The following is a 16,807-nucleotide window of genomic DNA, read 5'->3' as shown; positions in this document are numbered from 1 at the left end:
TGAACTCTCCGAGCACGACAGGCCACCCACCCCCGGCTCCACCGCTGTAGAGACGCGGGCCACGCGAACCCAGCGCCTGCGTTGGCTGATCATCGTCGTGTTGGTGGTCGCGGTCATCGCGCTCGGGATTGCGACACTTATCGCCACGGCGTAGACGCAGCATCAATCGCAGGCCCACGAGCTCGCCGTCGCCGAAGACCCGCCGACTCAAGCCCAGGATCACGATCTCGCGAACCCGACCGAATCAGACTTCTCAAGGCGGAGCGCAGCTGGACAAGCAAACGCGAGAAACGTACGCTCGGTCGGCGGCAGTTGCGGGCGTTCAGCCCGTTCGTGACTCGACCGTGTCAGCCAGTTCGCTGGGGGGACAGGTCGCGTTGAGCTCAAGGGTCGCTCCGCCTCAAACGCGGGCCCCAACCGAGCCTCCACCGCGGAGACGGTCCCCCAGTGCCACCCCCCACGCTCAACCCGGGCACAGGCCACCGCCACTACCGGCACTCCTCCGCGGACGGCCACCCCCGACCACCAGATGCCGAAGCCGAACGCGCGGAAACGTGCCCCCAGAGGCACTTACCGGTCCACCCCCTGAGCGTGGCACCCCACGCTGGCGTCCCACCACCGCGGACACCCTCGATGACAGCGGCCGTCACCACCGCAGCCGCCGAACGCCGATGCAGACCCGACGAATTGACCGTCAGCGCGGCGGCCAGACAGCGAGTTTCTACCGGCGTTCGTAGATGTCGCGACGGTGGCCGACGGCAACGACAAGGACGAGCAGCACGTTGTCGTGGATCTCGTAGACGATCCGGTAGTCACCGGTCCGGACACGCCACTCGCCGTCACCGCCAACCAGCTTCTTGGCACCGCTCGGGCGCGGTTCGCCCGCCAGCAACTCGATCGCCGCCTGGACCCGCCGCTGGGCGACCCGGTCCAGCTTGCGTAGCTGTCGGACCGCAGCGGGCGCGACCTCGATCCGGTAGCTCATGCCAGGCCGAGGTCGGCCTTGACCTGCTCCCAGGGGATCGCCGACTCACCATCGGCCATCTCGGTACGTGCCACACGGACAGCCTCGAGATCGGCCAGGTCTTCCGCGGCCGCGATGAGCCGATCCAGATCATCGGCGTCGATGACCGCGGCCACCCGTTGGCCCCGACGAGTCAGATAGACCGGGTCGTGACCGACCCGGGCCGCGTCCACGACATCGGCGAGGCGGGCCCGGGCGTCGCTCACAGTCATCTCAGTCATGCCACCCATGATAGCCGCTGAAACAGCCGAAACGTACAACCCTGCGCCTCCAGTTGTCACGAGACGAACGCGCGACTCTCGGCAGTTGAGCGAGATCACGACCCTGGGCGTCAACTCACGACCGACTCTGGGCAGATGCGCCAGCTCATGCTCGTGCCGTCTCCCAAGTCGGCGCCTCCGATTAACGAGGGCAGGGGGATGGGGACTCCAGACACCGCGCATGAGCCACCCACATGGACGCCTTGGCTTCGACTTACCCACGAGGCTGTGAAGTGCCTATCGCCGAACCCTGAGTACGCTGAGCGCCGTGTCGAATTCGTCAGCGCCCGAGCCCACTGCAGCACTCGCCACGCCGTCGGCCGGCCGCGGAGTCGACGCTGACGACCTGGCCGCGACACTGCGGGTCCTGGGCACCATCCACCAGCTCGACGAGGCCCACCCCGACTTCGTGGCCGTCCGACGGGCGACCAGCAGGATGTTCAAGTCGGTCAAGCGCCACCGCCGAGGCGTCAGGCGAGCGGCGATCCAGGACAACGACAAGGCCATCGTCGCCGGGACAGCCACGGGGGCACCCGACCGCATCGACGATGAGACGCGGGGGCTTGCGCTCACGTCAGGCGTCGAGGCGCCGACGGCCGGGACGCTCATGAAGGCCCGGCCCTGCTACATCTGCAAGCAGCGCTACACCCTGGTGGACGCGTTCTACCACCAGCTCTGCCCCGCGTGTGCGGCCATGAGTCACGCCAAGCGCGCGGCGCGGACGGACCTGACGGGCAAGCGCGCGCTACTGACCGGAGGTCGGGCCAAGATCGGGATGCACATCGCGCTCCGGCTGCTGCGCGATGGTGCCCACACCACGATCACCACCCGGTTCCCGCGCGATGCGGTGCGACGCTTCGCGGCGATGCCTGACGCCGCCGACTGGCTGCATCGGCTCCATGTGGTCGGCATCGACCTCCGTGATCCCTCACAGGTCATCGCCTTGGCCGACGCGGTGGCCGCCCGGGGCCCGCTTGACATCCTGATCAACAACGCGGCGCAGACCGTGCGACGCTCGCCCGGTGCGTACGCGCCCCTCGTCGACGCCGAGTCGATCCCGATCCCTGACGGACTGTGGCCCGAAGGCCAAGGCCCAGAGCTCCTGACGTTCGGGCATGCTCGGGACCTGCATCCTCTGGCACTGGCGGAGTCGGTCAAGGCGCACCCGCTGCTCGCAGCGGTGGACGCGTCGGTCACCGGCTCGGAGTCAACTCACGCGGATGCCGAGGCCGCGGCCCGCCACGCCCAGCACCTGACAGACATGGCCCTGGCACCGGGCTCGTCCTCGCTGGCGCGGCTGGCCGACGGCTCAGCGATCGACGCGGGAGGGCTCGTTCCCGACCTTCACCACTCGAACAGCTGGGTCCAGGGCATCGGTGAGGTGGACGCGCTCGAGATGCTCGAGGTGCAGCTCTGCAACGAGACGGCGCCGTTCATCCTCATCAGCCGACTGCGGCCGCGCCTGGCCGAGGCGGCGCGAAGCGTGGCGAGGGGTCCCGCCAGGGCGTACGTGGTCAACGTGTCAGCGATGGAGGGGGTCTTCGAGCGCGGCTACAAGGGTCCCGGCCACCCGCACACCAACATGGCGAAGGCGGCGGTCAACATGCTGACCCGGACGAGCGCGCGGGAGATGTTCGAGACCGACGGCATCCTGATGACCAGCGTCGACACCGGCTGGATCACCGACGAACGCCCACACCCCACGAAAGTTCGGCTGGCCGAGGAGGGGTTCCATGCGCCCTTGGATCTGGTCGACGGAGCCGCTCGGGTCTACGACCCGATCGTTCGCGGGCAGGCCGGCGACGACCTGTTCGGCGTCTTCCTGAAGGACTACGCGCCCTCACGTTGGTAGGCCAAGCTCGCCATCCAGCCCCCGCCCCCACTAGGGACTCAGGCGGGTGTTGGGAGCAGCGAGGACGGGGTGCCGCTGTACGTCACCACCAACTCGTCGCGCGCTCTCGACGCCGCCACGTACAGCAGCGACCGCTCCCTCAGCTGCGCCTCGCTGAGCTCCTCGTCGTCGTAGTCGTAGGCCTTCAACCCCATCGGCATCGAGTCCTTGCTCAGCCCGAACAGCAGCACCCGTGCGAACTCCGTGCCCTTCGCCCGGTGCATCGTCAGCGCCACCGGGTAGCCGGGCTTCACCGTCCCCGCCTCCAGCGCCCGAACCTCGACGCCCCGCTCCCCCAGCCCGGCGACGACGCGGTCACGCGTCACCTTGTCGCGCACCAGCACCGCCACTGTCTCCGGCGCGACGTCGCCACTCGACACCCACGACCCAACGAGCTCCGCCGCGAAGTCCAGCTCCGCCGTGAGTGTCGCGAATGACCGCACCTCCGGCTTCGGACCCGTGCGCGCCGACAGGTAGCCGGCCATGGTCTCGGCCTCGCCGTCGGAGTCGACGACCTCCTGCCCGGTCAACACCCCGACGGCCCACGCCAGGTTCTGCGCCGTGGTGCGGTAGTTGAGCTTCAGCCCCCGCGACCGCCCCTGCGTCCGAATCCCGTACGCCGACAGCATCAGCTTCTGCCCGTAGATCCGCTGGTGGGCGTCCTCGGCGATGAAGATGTCGTTGGGCGCCTCCGCCGCCAGCGCCCGGACCAACTGCCAGTGGCACGGCTTGAAGTCCTGCCCCTCGTCGACCAGCACGTGCCGGGCGGGCCGCTCCCCCGTCGACTCGAGGTGGGCTGCGGCGATGGAGGCGGCCTCCGCGAAGTCGAGCGTCCCCGCCTCTCGGGCGGCGCCGCGGTAGGCCTCGACGACGGCCCACACCGCCTTGCGTCCCGCCCGCGACAGCCGCACCCCGCGACCCGTCCGCGCCACCTTCAGGTAGTCCGCCAGTTGCGTGATGCGGTGCGGGAGGATCACCATCTCGTACTCCGCCGCCAGGAACGCGGGCTTGCGCAGCTTCTCCTCCAGGTCCTCCCCGGCGCGCAGCACGGCCTGGCGCCAGGCGGCGTCGGTGTCGGTCCGGCCCCCGATGTCGGTCCGCCCCACGCCCAGCACGGCCGCGACGGCCTCGCTCACGTCCGCGCCCGCCGACTGCACCACCGCCCGCGCGAGCGCGTCGATCCCCTTGACGTGCAGCCCGGGCGCGCCGAGGGCGTCGGCGAACCGGAGGTCGGGGTCGAGGCGCTCGAGACTCCGCGACAGCTCCGCCGCCAGGTTGGTGGTGAACGTTGTGACGACGATGGGCGCGCCCGGGTCCTCGACGGCCAGCCGCCTCGCCCGGTGGAGCACCACGACCGTCTTGCCGGTCCCGGCCCCGCCGGAGATCCGGTACGGGCCCTTCCAGTCGCCCCGCACCCAGGTGCGCTGCTGCGGGTGGAGAAACACGCGCCAGGCGGAGAAGTCGCCGCCGGTGATGACCCGACGGAGCTCGTCGGCGCCGGCGAGCTTGGCGAACCCCATCTGGGCGCTGGGGTGGTCGAAGCTATCGAGGAGCTCCTGGTCGCTGACCGGCTCCGGCTCGACGAACCGGGTGGCGGCCTCCTCGAGGCTCATCGGCCGGTTCATGATCTCCAGCTCCTGCTGGATCTGCGAGATCGACTCCCCGTCGGCCAGCAGCAGCAGCGCAAGGCCCTGCCACTCGGGCAGCGTCTGGGCGAACGCCTGCATTGCCTCCTTGCCGGTCCAGCGCCACCGTCTGCTCAGAGGCAGCCGGCCCCGGAGTGTCCTAGGGGGTATGGACGCGGCACCACGCGATCAAGGCAACGATCTCCAGCGCCAGCGCGGCGAGGGACAGCGCGAAGGCGCCGACACGATAGAACCACCGTAGCTTGTGGTCGGATTTCATCACGTACTCGTGCCCAGGCTCTGGGTTGGGATCGTCGGACTTGGCGTACCCGGCCGATCCGGCGAGAACACGCATCCAGCGACTAGCTGGCTGGGGACTGTTGGCGGTTATCCCTTGAGTCATGTGCGCTTCCGGCAGGTACTGGGCTATCGCGAGTTCGAAGATTTCTCCTTCCTTCACCGCCGCCCTAAGTAGGGGGTGGTACCAGTAGCGGTCAACGTAGTAGAAGGCATACCAGAGGATGAGCCCCAGCACGAGCACCATGGACCCAAGGCTGATCGGCCCCATGCGCGTGCCGTCCTTCGCGGCTACACCCGCTGCGCCCAAAGCGAAGGTGGCCACAGTGAGGGCGAGGCCGCGAATGCGCCACTCGATGTCGTTGAAGTGCTTCTGAACGTCCACCGAAGATTTCCACAGTTCGATGTAGTACTTCAGCGAATCTTCGGGCCTGAGCCCGGGATATCCCTCTACCTGAGGAGTATCTGCCGGTGCGGTGCTGGGTGTCTCTGCCATGGGTTCCTAATCGAGGGGGAGGAAAGCGAGGAGCTCACTGAATCGGTTCTGGCAGACGTGAGTGGGGACCACCAAGCCCGCCTGCGCAGTGATCTCCTTCTCGCGGGCCACATCTTCATCGGTCCAGTGCGTCACGGCACGCAGCAGCTCGTAATCAGCTGAGCGTTGTGACTCACCGTAGGCAGCATGGATGTCTGTGACGTTCGCCGATTGAGCCATGGCGATGTCCTTCATGAGGCTGTCGCCGATGTAGTAGGCATCTTGAGGCGCGGCCCCGACGCCGCGGAGGATCTCCAGGAGAACCTCAGCGTTGGGTTTCAACACGCCGCGAGGAACGTGGTTGTGCGTAGTGTTCTTCAACCCGTAGAAGTCGTCAGGTCGGGACCGAATGCCGTGGAGGCTCTGATCACGCGGATGATCATGGTCTGGCGCGGAGTACAGCACGTCAATGATCCCGTCGAGCTCCGTCCGGCGGATCCTCCATTCGGTCCAGTAGGCGAGAGACTCGGTGTAGCCGACTATCCTATAGCCAGCTCGGCGCAGAGTGTTGAGAGTCTCGAGCACCCCTGGGTATAGCTTCGTGAGCCGACGACGCTCGCTTCTTAGGGCGTCGATCGCCCCCGGGAATGCCCGCCAAGGTTCGATTGATCCGGCGGCCTCACGGAGTGAGGGCAGTTCATCGAGCAGGTGCGTGTACTCGGTAGTCCCGTGCCTCCGGTGGACGACCCGCATCTCTTGCTCGAGCCTCGTCTGAGGGATACCCGTCTGTCGAATGAGTTCTTGAAGCATGGCTGTGAAGGACCCATGCCAGGCTGCGAACCAGTCCCAGAGGGTGTTGTCCAGATCCGTGACGAGGACGCGTTGTGTCACCCAAATCCTCCCCTCAAGGCACCCAGAACCGCATGGGAGCAGGCGCCGAGCGTCACCAGACGCCGTTGGGTGATCTGCTCGAGGTAGCGCTCCTGACCGCTAAGAACCTCTGAGACATCATCCGGTGCATCTACCCGACGGTCCCAGAGATGTGCGCGATCTCTCAGGCGAACGGGGAGAAGTGGAGCGAACCGTTGGCGCGAACACGTGCTCAGCAACACCCTTGAACTCCAGCGGGACGTTCGGCGGGCTACGAGCGTGAGGCGCGTTGGCGATTCCGCACACTCCACGGTCACACCATCGGCTTGACGTTGGACTCGATGAAGGCGACCTCCTCGGAGTCGAGCCCGTACTTGGCGTACAACTGCAGGTCGATTTCGGGAATCGACTTCGTCCAGTCGATGTCTGAGGCAACGGTGAAGTCCTGCTTGGGGACGTGCTTCCAGGTGTGGCGCTTGTTGTCCTGAGTGACCTTGAGGATGCCGAGCATGGCACGAGCGAACTTTGACTTTACGTATTTCAGGCACGCTTCTGCTTCTCCCGCCGTATCGAAGGATCCGATCGTGATGAACGTGTAGGTCGTCCCCACCCCCGGCTCAAGAATGACCGGATCCGCAAGGATTTCCCCGAGAGCGCCCGTGCCGTTCACCTTGGGCAAGGCAACCTTGAATCTGTCGAAGCTCGCGGGCCCAGCGAAGTAGTCCCTACGGATCCACCGATAGGTCCTTGATCCTTGGGCACGTCCATAGACTCGGACGTACTCCTCGCCATCCTCGGGCCGATCCTTGTGGAACAGGAAGGCGACTCGGTCAAATGCGTTCGTACTCACCTGAAACTGGGCATCGCTCGACATCAAACCTGATGCACTGGGATTCTCATCGTGCATAACTTGTGTGTAGCGATAGGAGCGGCCACTAGTCACCTCACTCTCCAACGAGGTGTGGTTGGAACAGATGACCTTGTGCAGGATCGTGTTGAGCTCCGGATACTTCGTGAAGATGCCGATCGGCTCGCCGTCACGATCGTCGGCCCATGAGGTAACCGCGATACCTCCTTTGATGTCAGTGCCTGGGAATAGTTCGCCGCTTGTGGGAACGTAATAGGGCACGGTCAACCGACGGTCTGCGAGCATCCTCTCATTCCAAGCCTTGGGGGTGAACCCGGCGTTGAACAGGAACCGAGCTGGGGTGATGAGCACGGCCTTCTTGGCAACCTCGTGCGCCGCGTCCATGAAGAGGTGGTATAACGGCGTGTCCCGAGTGCCACCACCCTGAGCCTCCTCTTGGTAGGGAGGGTTGCCGATGACGACGTCGAACTTCTTGCTCATGGCTGGTTCCCTTCGGTCAGCATGGTGTCGATGAGATGCTGTCGTTCTGCTGCGCTCATACGAGCGAGATTCCCGACCTGGAAGTGCCCGGACTTCTCGATCCAGGCTTTGCGCTCGGGGATTCCGCCGGAGACGGCCTCGATAGTGATCTTGTGCAGGATCTTGTTGTGGCTCATCTCGAAGATCTGCGAGGACAGAATGTGCCGGAGGCGCTCGTCTTGGTCCGGGATCTGGTCGGCGAGGCCTGTGTTGAGCCGGCGGACGAGCTCCATGAGGAACAGGCCGGCGGTCGAGAACAGGTCGGCGAAGGTGGCCTCGGGGTTGGTGAAGATGCCGGGGTTCTCCTCTTCCAGGATGTCGACCATGCGCTGCACGACCGGTTTCGGGGTGAATACCAGTGAGGTCTTTTGCCGCGGGATGTAGGCGAAGATGTCCTCGGTCAGGTCGTCGTTGAAGTAGTCGGCGAGTTCTTCCTTCTTGTTGAGGAATTCCTGCACGGACTGGTTGAACACGACCTCGTCGAAGAGCCCCGGGATCGGGATTGTTTCCCCGTCGTCGCTGGTTATCTCCTGGCCGTCGCGCAGGACGCGGAACTCGGCCTCGGTGATCCCTGTGATCTCCTCAAACACGTCGTCGGGGGTGTAGTCGTCGAAGTTGGACAGGCGCATTCCGCGGTCGCCGTAGGCCATGAGGAACATCGGGATGGTGCGGGCGAACCCACGCAGGTGATCGCGGGTCTCTTCCATCGTCTTGTCCGCGGCCTTCTGTGCCTTCTTGGTCTCCTCGCGCCTGACCACGTCGGGGACGATGGTGTCCATCACCGAGCTGACGATGGCGGTGAGCTCCTCCTTGAACGCTGCTGCTTCCTCCTCGCGGCGACTATCGACTTCAGCGCCTTCTGCCTCGGTGGCCGCGGCTGCGTGGTCGTCGTCGAGGTGCTTCTGAGCGATGGCGTAGTCAGCGAACGCGCGCTCGACCTGGGCCTTGACCTGCTGTTCTGTGCGCTTGGTGTCGCGCTCGACCTGAGCCTGGGTCAGGTCGTAGGCGGCCTTGAGGGCTTCCCGCTTGGCCTCGGCCTTCTCGGTCACGAACTCGGCCAGGGCGGCCGTGGCCTTGGCCACATCTGTCTCCGCCTCGACCGGAGGGATCTCCTCAACGCTCCAGACCGGCGGTCCCAGCTCAGCGACCTTGGGGTTGATGACCGTCTCCTGGTCGACCTGAACGTTGCCGTCGGAGTCGGTCACAGGTGGCGGCACCGGGATCTCGATGGGCTCGCCGTTCTTCACCTTGCCCTGCTTGGCGGTCGGGAGCTTGTCGAGGATGGCTTTCACGTGTTCGCTGTAGCGGAAGATGCCGGCGACGTTGTCGAACAGCAGGTTCGACAGGAAGCCGCGGCGTACGACCTCGCGGGCCTTGAACACCTGCGGGAAGGTGAGGACCTGCGCGGCATCGAGTTCGACCATCCGCCCCTCGGAGTCTTCACCCAGCACGGGGAAGAAGTTGAGCAGTCGGCGGATGTTGTCCTGTCGGATCGCCGGGTCGCCGGAGGGGTTCGACCGCAGGTTGTTAGCGAACGCGTCGAACACCGTGAGGGTGCGTTCGGGGGCGAAGTCGAAGATGTAGGCGTTCTGCTTCCGGAAGACATGCCCGTCGCGCTCGAAGGTGTGCGGGTTCTGGGCTCGGAACGCTGCCTGCATGTACTGCGCCGGCGAGTTGAGGTTGGCCAGCATGATGACGGCGGTCCACTCGGGCACGGTCACACCGGTGGTGAGCTGGCCGACCGAGAGGGTAATGGTCTTGCCACCGGTGGCCTCAGCCTTGGCGATCGCTTCACGGACCTTGTCCAGGGACTTGCCGATGGCAGTCGGGTCGGTCTCGAGGGTACGGCCGTCTCCCGCTGCCAGGACCACCGTGTAGTCCTTGAACACCTCGTGCTTCTTGAGGAGGCGTTCCAATGCCTTGGCCGAGGCGACGCGGTTCAGGAGCCAGAAGGAGTGCCGCACCTCGTCACGGAGTTCAGGGGTGGAGAACGGGTATTTCTCGTTGGTGGTCAGACAGTCAAGGAACTTCTTGACTTCGGCCTCGTACTCGAAGAACCCGTTCTCTTTGGTGGTGAAGAACTCACTGAGGTCGAAGGTGTAGTCGACGCTGGCCGTGTCCTCTTCTATCGCGACGCCTTCAGCCAGACGGTCGGCGATCATCGGGGAGAGCTGGTAGGTCAACAGGTTCAGGGTTGGGAGTACGGCGTAGGGGTTCTCCTCGCTGCCGTCTTGCCAGTCCTGTCGGGCTGCCTGTTCATCTTCATAGGTCCAGTTGAAGATCTCGTGGTCGGCGAACCGGCCGGAGGCCAGCGCCTTGAACGGAGTCCCCGACAGATGCAGGGTGTGATTGCGCTTGATCTGGTTGAACGCGACGTCGGTCTTCGTGGTGTCGACGCCTTCGTGCGCCTCGTCGATGACGAGCATGTCCCAGTCGAAGTCGGCGATGTGCTTCAGCTTCTTGTGCGTGCCGCCGAAGTACTCCGAGCCCTTGAGGTCCTGGAGCGAGAGGAACTCCACGATGCGGGCGTCTGGATTGTCGTTGTCGATCAGGGAGCGGCGCCACTGCTCGCGGGTCATGGTTGGGCGTTGGGCGAGAGAGGTGGACTCGGAGACGAACTTGAAGGTGGTCTGGTGCCCGATAAAGCGCTCGAAGTCGTCGAACCAGGAGTTGGCGATCGCTGGGCGGTTGGTGACGATGAGGACCTTTCCCAGGTTCATCTCGCGCATGAGGTGGTACGTCGTTAAAGACTTGCCGAATCGGGGCTTCGCGTTCCAGAGCACCTCGTCGGAGCCGCTTGTAAAGGCCGCCATGGCCTGGTTGACTGCATCCTGCTGCTCCGGTCGTAGGACGTAGAATTCTCTCCCGCCAGCTTGGAGGTCGCTGTAGTCTTGGCCAGCGAAGGCGTTGAAGTACTCCAGCGAGGTCTTCGGCGCACCGGCGAAGTGGTGCCACTCAGTCCGCTGGGGGCGGGCGTCGGGGTTGAACTCGCGCTCGACGCCGTGCTGCTTGAGGTAAGCGTGAAACTCCCGGTCGGTGAACTGACCACCGGCCTCGGACGTGTAGACGGCACGTCGAGCCCAGACGATGTCCTTCGTCACCGACATCTGGGACGCCTGCTGCGCGATGCGGGCCTCTACGGTCTGCGTTCCGGTGTAGCCGATCTTCTCCCAGCCGTTGTACTTAGGGACGTCTGGTGTCCGCCACGAGTAGACCATCGGGTTGATCCTGCGGAACGTGTTGATCTGAGGGCTCGTCACTGGGCCCTTACCTCCTCGTGAACGCGGTCGATAGGGCACACCGCATAGGCGGCATGGACTCCGAAGTCGAACATGGCTTCCTCGCGCAACGAACGGAACGTGAAGGGCTCACGGAGCACGCCGCCAGGAACCGCCGGAACCCTGCTCCACCACGAGAACTCGATCTCATCGCCGCCCGAGTCCAGTCCGGTGAGCGCGTTACCACTGACGATGTTCGTGTCGATGAGAAAGGCCGCGGCCCGGTGCAGGTTGGTGCGCGTACTGCACGGCGTGCCGTGACCACGGTGGAAATCCAGGAACTCCGTGAGCATGGCGATCTTGGCGTCTGCGTAGTTGTCCTCCAGCAGCTCGATTCCGTAGATCGAAGCGAGGGCGAACAGCGATTCCCGGGGCCAGAGCGCGGGTTCGATCCGCTGCTCGATGGCCCGCAGCTTGCGCTGCAGGATCGCCACGAGGAAGTTCCCGTCGCCAGCAGCCGGTTCCAGGAAAGTCTTGTCAACGAACCCCTCGCCAGTCTCCAGCTCCTCGGCGACCAAGTCGAGCATCCGGTCGACCATGTGGCGCGGCGTGAAGACCTCGCCGTAGGCCTTCACACGTTCTCGAGACTTCACCAGGGGCTCCTCAAGGGTCAACACCACGACGGCTCCCAGATGTGGGTCCTGATCTGCACAGTCATCCCCACGCGACCTCTGGTTATCGTCGGTGCCCCCAGGCTATCGAGGGGGTCGGACAAGTCACCATCTCGTACCAACTCTGGGGGCGTGGGAGCGACCTCTCGACCTCGGTTCAGGGTTCCCAGCAGTCGGGCTGACGCCTGCTTCAGCTTCCCGATGGAGACGATGACACGGCGGAAGCAGGAGAACGGGTTGCGGTCGGCGGGCAGCTTCTGCTTGACGCGGGCCACGCCCTGGGAGTCGAGGCGCACGAACGGGATGGCGAAGCGGCTCCACATCTCGTGCTGCATCTGCTCCAGCACGTGTCGCGGGGTGACCACCAGGGTGCGTTCCCCGCGTCCGCGGCGGATGAGCTCGGAGAGGATCATGCCGATCTCGAGCGTCTTGCCGAGGCCGACGGCGTCGGCAAGCAGGATGCGGGGGCGCAGGGTCGCGGGGTCGAGGGCCTTGGCGACGGCCTTGTGCTGGTAGCCCAGCTGGCGGGCGAGCATGCGCGGCGAGACGGTGAGCGAGTCGTCGCTGAGGGGGACGGCGGTCTTACGGAGCGTGGACTCCACCCAGAGGCGGGAGCGCCGGTACTTGGGTGAGTCGTCGGCGCGGACGGTGGTGTCGCGGGGGTCGTTGAGCCTGATCCGGTCCAGCGAGGGGTAGAAGACGGCGTCCTGGCCGCGGACGAGATCGGAGAGGCCCTGGGCGTTGAGGACGGGTCCGTCGGACGACTCGTCCACCGAGGTGATCAGCCAGTCCTCGTCGCGCACCACGACGACGTTGCCGGGCGCGAAGGTGTTCGTGCTACTCATCGTGAGATGGAGCCTATCGGCTGGGCTGGTCACGTTGGTCGCGGGAGTCCAGGAGTCTGGGCGCCACCTACGTGAGACGCCTGACGGTCGGCGATCTAGGGCAGGAGGTCGACGGCGAAGTGGGTGAGCGCAAAGCGGATGGCCTCGGACCGAGTCATGTGACTCTTGGCAGCAGCAGCATCCGGCACGCCGCTTGGCCGCTACGTCGGCGACTACTGCACCTCCCTGGAGATGGCCGGCGCATCGATCACCCTGGTGAAGCTCGACGATGAGTGCCCCTCCTCAGTACGTCGGCCATACTCGGAGCTGCAGGGCTTGCCGCCAACCGTGAACAGCCACGGCTCCGTCGCGCCGCCCTTGGCGGAGACCACGACCGACGGTGCGCTCAAGGTGATCTTCACATCGACGCCGCCCAGCTCCCGAGGGACCCTGACCCTGCAATGACCGGGTCGTCTGCACGCGTCCGGTCAGCCGATGAGTCAGGCTCGGGGCGCCACACCATGGCCCAGCCGGCGAAACAGCACGTGCTCGGCGAGGTCGAGGACCCCGGCGTCGCCCGTCAGCACGAAGCCCGCGCTGGCGGCGAGGAACTGCCCGTTGATTTCGAAGGCCAGCGCCCTGGGGTCCTCGCCCCGGAGGTGGCCCTCGCCCTGGGCGGCGATGACGAGCTCGGCGAAGAGTCCGGTGAGGCGCCGCTGGAAATCGGCAATCGCCTCGCGCACTGGCCCGGGCCGGCTCCCCATCTCGAGGGCGGCGCTGGCGAAGAAGCAGCCGCCCGGGAAGACCCGATCGCGCAGATGCTGGAGGTACCGATCGCAGAGCGCCAGGAGCTTCTCGTGCGCGGAGGGCGCGGACATCGCCGGGGTCACCACCACGTCGTCGAAGATTCTTGCGGCCTCCGCCACGGTGGCGAGCTGGAGCTCCACCTTGGAGCCGAAGTGCGCATACAACCCGCTCTTGCTCATGTGCAGCTCAGCGGCCAAGCCGCCGATGGTGAGGCCGTCGATCCCCTCGACCGATGCCAGCCGCGCTGCGGTCTGGAGGATTGCGGCTCTGGTGCGACGCCCATCAGCGCGCTGGGCACGGACTGGTGGGGGCGACGACTCTGGGTTCACTCTTGACAAGTTAGCACGAACGGTCGTACTTTTTTTGCAGGACGCGACGCCAAGGAGGCGCTCATGAACAAAGCAGCCATTTCCCTGACAACGGGACTGGAGGACGCCGAGAAGGTCACGGTGGCATTCCTCGTCGCCGTCGGAGCAGCCGAAGCCGGCCGAGAGACGCTGATGTTCCTCACCAAGGAAGCGGTCCGGCTGGCGGTGTCAGGGTTCGCCCGAGCCACCGCCTGCGACGGCTGCCCTCCGCTGACCGATCTCATGGACCGCTACGCCGCAGCTGGCGGTCGCTACATCGCGTGCGGTGTGTGCGTAAAGGCCAAGGCCATCGACGCCGGCACGCTGCTGCCCAACGCAGAAGTGGCAGGAACGGTGCAGCTGTGGGAATGGATCGGCGAGGGCGCCACCACCTTCAGCTTCTAGTTGGGCGGGGGGGGACGAAACCATCCCCTTGCCCCTAGTACCAGGCGGGCGTCGCCGGTCAGACCCCGCGGCCCAGAGCTCTGCCGTCCGGGCGAGCGGACCGAACCGCCGCCCCGCGGGATGTCGTCGTGTCAGGCGATTAGCGGACACCCCTGGCGACACCGACCTATGCTCGGAAGACACACGACTGTGCATGGCGGTGATTGCTGTGAAGACGATGACACGGCTGACAGAGGCCTACCGAGATGCCCGCGTCGAGCTCATCGACGACACCTCCCGCTACGTCATCATGAGCGACTGCCACCGCGGGGACGGCTCCAAGTCCGACGAGTTCCTTAAGAACAAGAACTCGTTCACCGCCGCACTCGACTACTACTGGAAGAACAACTTCACCTACGTGGAGGCCGGCGACGGCGACGAGCTCTGGGAGCACGACTTCAAGCACATCATCAGAGCCAACCGTGCCGTGTGGGAGCACCTGCTCCGGTTCCACCACTCGGGCAGGATGATCCGGATGTGGGGCAACCACGACCTCGACCTGAGAGAGCCCAGCTACGTCCGCCGATTTCTGTGGACGGCCAAGAACGCGGAGAGCGGCGAGATCGAGCCTTTCTTCGACGGCTTGGAGCCCGTGGAGGCGGTCGTGTTCCGGCACCGGGACACCGGGCAGGACGTCCTGCTGGTACACGGCCACCAGGGCGACTTCCCCAACGACCAGGCCTGGCGGTTCAGCCGGTTCATGATGCGCGCGTTCTGGAGGTATGCCCACGCGTTCGGGTTCCACAGCCCCACGAGCCCCGTGGCCAACACCGACAAGCGACACAAGGTGGAGCGCAACTACGTGAAGTGGATCCGCCAGAGCGGCATCGCGCTGATCTGCGGCCACACCCATCGCGAGAAGTTCCCGCGCCCGGGCCAGATGCCCTACTTCAACTCCGGCAGCTGCGTCTACCCGTCGCACATCACGGCGCTGGAGATCGAGAACGGCTCCATCGCACTCGTCCGGTGGCGTGTGGACCCCAACGAGGACGCGATCCTGCAGGTGACCCGCCGGGTCATGGCGGGACCTGAGCCGCTGTCCACGTACGACCTTCGCCGCTCGTCGACGAGCCAGTAACCAGCTGGTCGGCGTGCGGATCTTCGTCACCGGGTCGGCCGACGGCCTCGGCAAGGCCGCGGCACACGAGCTCCTGAGGGCCGGACACGATGTCGTCGTCCACGTGCGCCAGGCCGATCGTCGCGACGCGGTCCGCGGCCTCCTCGACCGAGGGGCCGAGTTGGTCATCGGTGACCTTGCCGATGTGGCGCAGACCCGCCAGGTCGCCGACCAGGTGAACGCGCTGGGCCGGATGGATGCGGTCATCCACAACGCGGGCGTGTACTCGGGACCGGCAGTGATCCCGGTCAACGTCGTGGCCCCGTACCTGCTCACTGCCTGCATGATGCGCCCCGAGCGGCTGGTCTACCTGAGCAGCGGCATGCATCGCGGCGGCCGCCCGGACCTCACGCACATCGACTGGGCGGGCACCCGGGCCGGGAACTACTCCGACAGCAAGTTGCTGGTCACCACGCTCGCGATGGCGGTGGCCCGCCTGTGGCCCGACACGGCCAGCAACGCCGTCGACCCCGGATGGGTGCCCACCAGGATGGGCGGACCCTCAGCCCCCGACGACCTGCGCCTGGGACACCTCACACAGGAGTGGCTCGCCACCAGCGACGACCCCCGAGCCCGCCACACCGGCGGCTACTGGCACCACCAACGCCGTGCGACGGCGCACCCGGCGGTCCACGACGAAGACTTTCAGGGCCGGCTCCTCGACAAGCTCGCCCGCTTCACCGGCATCACGCTCCCCGGCATCGTCAGGGATGGCACGTAACAACAGAGAGGCTGTCAGCCATGAAGATCACCCACAGCAGCGGGCCGACCGCCCAAGGACCCGCGGACTGGTTCACCGGCACCGTGTTCATGGACGCCATCCGCACCCCGGACGAGCAGTCCGCCATCGGCTCCGCCCACGTCCGGTTCGCTCCGGGCGCGAGGACGGCCTGGCACAAGCACCCCAAGGGTCAGACCCTGTACGTCACCGACGGGATCGGGTACGTCGCGCGGCGTGGCGGCGACGTGGTGCAGATCCGTCCCGGCGACGTGGTCTACATCGAGCCGAACGAGGAGCATTGGCACGGCGCCGCCGTCGATCGGTTCATGGCGCACGTCGCCATCCACGAGGCCGACGACCAGGGCGAGACCGTGACCTGGCTGGAGCATGTCACCGACGACGAGTACCGCGCCTGACAGGATGGTGGTGACCCCTCGCTCGAAGGAGTAGGCCACGACCCTTCGAGACGGGCCGCGCCGCTCCGCGGACGGCCCTCCTCAGGGAACGGGAAACGGGCCGCGCCGCTGCGCGGACGGCCCTCCTCAGGGAGCGATGGACGGGCCGCGCCGCCCGGGTTGTCGGGCGTCGGTTACCGCTCCCTGAGGGCCCCACCGCCGAAGGCGCGTGGGCGGCGTCCCCCGCTCCCTGAGGGCCCCACCGCCGAAGGCGCGTGGGCGGCGTCCCACCGCTCCCTGAGGGCCCGATTGCGCCCCGCTGGGTGGTGGGCTTTCGGGGTGTTCCCCGGTTGCTCACGCGTCGCCGCCGGTGATGGCGGCGATGGGTTCATTATCGCGGGCGGGGAGCAGTAGCGCCATGGATCCTTCGGAGA

The 16,807-nt window shown here is 66.1% G+C and carries 15 protein-coding genes and 1 pseudogene; 6 read left to right on the top strand and 10 right to left on the bottom strand.

Going from position 1 to position 16,807, the window contains the following annotated elements:
- Positions 1–721: 721 nt before the first annotated feature.
- Together BCR15_RS03245 and BCR15_RS03240 are read right to left on the bottom strand one after the other, a co-directional pair.
- Complete coding sequence (locus BCR15_RS03245; protein ID WP_068750402.1) at positions 722–985, bottom strand: type II toxin-antitoxin system RelE family toxin; 264 nt, start codon at positions 983–985, stop codon at positions 722–724.
- Positions 982–1,245, bottom strand: coding sequence for a type II toxin-antitoxin system Phd/YefM family antitoxin (locus tag BCR15_RS03240; RefSeq protein WP_197971681.1), 264 nt, complete (start codon positions 1,243–1,245; stop codon positions 982–984). Before BCR15_RS03240 ends, BCR15_RS03245 begins: the two co-directional genes overlap by 4 nt.
- A 307-nt stretch (positions 1,246–1,552) precedes the next feature.
- Here BCR15_RS03240 and BCR15_RS03235 point away from each other — a divergent pair, with 307 nt between their 5' ends.
- A complete protein-coding gene (locus BCR15_RS03235) occupies positions 1,553–3,136 on the top strand; it encodes an SDR family NAD(P)-dependent oxidoreductase (protein ID WP_068750398.1) in 1,584 nt (527 codons plus the stop codon).
- 38 nt (positions 3,137–3,174) lie between these two features.
- Here the strand turns inward: BCR15_RS03235 and BCR15_RS03230 are convergent, their stop codons facing one another.
- The 7 genes and pseudogenes from BCR15_RS03230 to BCR15_RS03200 all read right to left on the bottom strand — a co-directional run.
- Entirely contained in the window at positions 3,175–4,902 is a 1,728-nt protein-coding gene (locus BCR15_RS03230; RefSeq protein WP_068750396.1) for a UvrD-helicase domain-containing protein, read from the bottom strand.
- 58 nt (positions 4,903–4,960) lie between these two features.
- Positions 4,961–5,593: a hypothetical protein gene (locus BCR15_RS03225; protein WP_141680021.1), complete on the bottom strand. Its 633-nt coding sequence runs from the start codon at positions 5,591–5,593 to the stop codon at positions 4,961–4,963.
- A 6-nt stretch (positions 5,594–5,599) separates the two neighbouring features.
- Positions 5,600–6,463, bottom strand: a complete 864-nt coding sequence (locus BCR15_RS03220; RefSeq protein ID WP_068750392.1) for an HAD hydrolase-like protein — start codon at positions 6,461–6,463, stop codon at positions 5,600–5,602.
- Positions 6,464–6,755: 292 nt separating this feature from the next.
- Positions 6,756–7,790 (bottom strand): Eco57I restriction-modification methylase domain-containing protein, encoded by a 1,035-nt coding sequence (locus BCR15_RS03215; protein ID WP_068750390.1) that lies wholly within the window; start codon positions 7,788–7,790, stop codon positions 6,756–6,758.
- The gene (locus BCR15_RS03210) at positions 7,787–11,089 is read right to left on the bottom strand and encodes a DEAD/DEAH box helicase family protein (RefSeq protein WP_068750388.1); all 3,303 of its coding nucleotides are present in this window, start codon (positions 11,087–11,089) and stop codon (positions 7,787–7,789) included. Before BCR15_RS03210 ends, BCR15_RS03215 begins: the two co-directional genes overlap by 4 nt.
- The gene (locus BCR15_RS03205; protein WP_141680019.1) at positions 11,086–11,700 is read right to left on the bottom strand and encodes a DNA methyltransferase; all 615 of its coding nucleotides are present in this window, start codon (positions 11,698–11,700) and stop codon (positions 11,086–11,088) included. The genes BCR15_RS03210 and BCR15_RS03205 overlap by 4 nt, the downstream gene beginning before the upstream one ends.
- A 203-nt stretch (positions 11,701–11,903) precedes the next feature.
- Positions 11,904–12,563 (bottom strand): annotated as a pseudogene (locus tag BCR15_RS03200) (DEAD/DEAH box helicase family protein); the annotation flags it as partial.
- Positions 12,564–12,728: 165 nt separating this feature from the next.
- Between BCR15_RS03200 and BCR15_RS14285 the strand changes: the two are divergent.
- Positions 12,729–13,007 (top strand): dihydroxyacetone kinase subunit DhaK, encoded by a 279-nt coding sequence (locus BCR15_RS14285; protein ID WP_078919597.1) that lies wholly within the window; start codon positions 12,729–12,731, stop codon positions 13,005–13,007.
- Positions 13,008–13,042: 35 nt separating this feature from the next.
- Here the strand turns inward: BCR15_RS14285 and BCR15_RS03190 are convergent, their stop codons facing one another.
- A complete protein-coding gene (locus BCR15_RS03190) occupies positions 13,043–13,678 on the bottom strand; it encodes a TetR/AcrR family transcriptional regulator (protein ID WP_068750380.1) in 636 nt (211 codons plus the stop codon).
- A gap of 63 nt (positions 13,679–13,741) precedes the next feature.
- Here BCR15_RS03190 and BCR15_RS03185 point away from each other — a divergent pair, with 63 nt between their 5' ends.
- The 4 genes from BCR15_RS03185 to BCR15_RS03170 all read left to right on the top strand — a co-directional run bounded on the left by BCR15_RS03185 (position 13,742) and on the right by BCR15_RS03170 (position 16,394).
- Positions 13,742–14,101 (top strand): DsrE family protein, encoded by a 360-nt coding sequence (locus tag BCR15_RS03185; protein ID WP_068750378.1) that lies wholly within the window; start codon positions 13,742–13,744, stop codon positions 14,099–14,101.
- Positions 14,102–14,318: 217 nt separating this feature from the next.
- A complete protein-coding gene (locus BCR15_RS03180) occupies positions 14,319–15,218 on the top strand; it encodes a metallophosphoesterase family protein (protein WP_141680018.1) in 900 nt (299 codons plus the stop codon).
- A 13-nt stretch (positions 15,219–15,231) separates the two neighbouring features.
- Entirely contained in the window at positions 15,232–15,978 is a 747-nt protein-coding gene (locus tag BCR15_RS03175) for an SDR family NAD(P)-dependent oxidoreductase (protein ID WP_068750374.1), read from the top strand.
- 20 nt (positions 15,979–15,998) lie between these two features.
- Positions 15,999–16,394: a (R)-mandelonitrile lyase gene (locus tag BCR15_RS03170; RefSeq protein WP_068750372.1), complete on the top strand. Its 396-nt coding sequence runs from the start codon at positions 15,999–16,001 to the stop codon at positions 16,392–16,394.
- Positions 16,395–16,807 lie beyond the last annotated feature (413 nt).

Origin of the sequence: Tessaracoccus lapidicaptus (assembly GCF_001693815.1) — a bacterium.
In the GTDB taxonomy this organism is placed as follows: domain Bacteria; phylum Actinomycetota; class Actinomycetes; order Propionibacteriales; family Propionibacteriaceae; genus Arachnia; species Arachnia lapidicapta.
The sequence above is the reverse complement of the archived record's forward strand: the minus strand, read 5'-3'. Positions and strand labels throughout refer to the sequence as shown.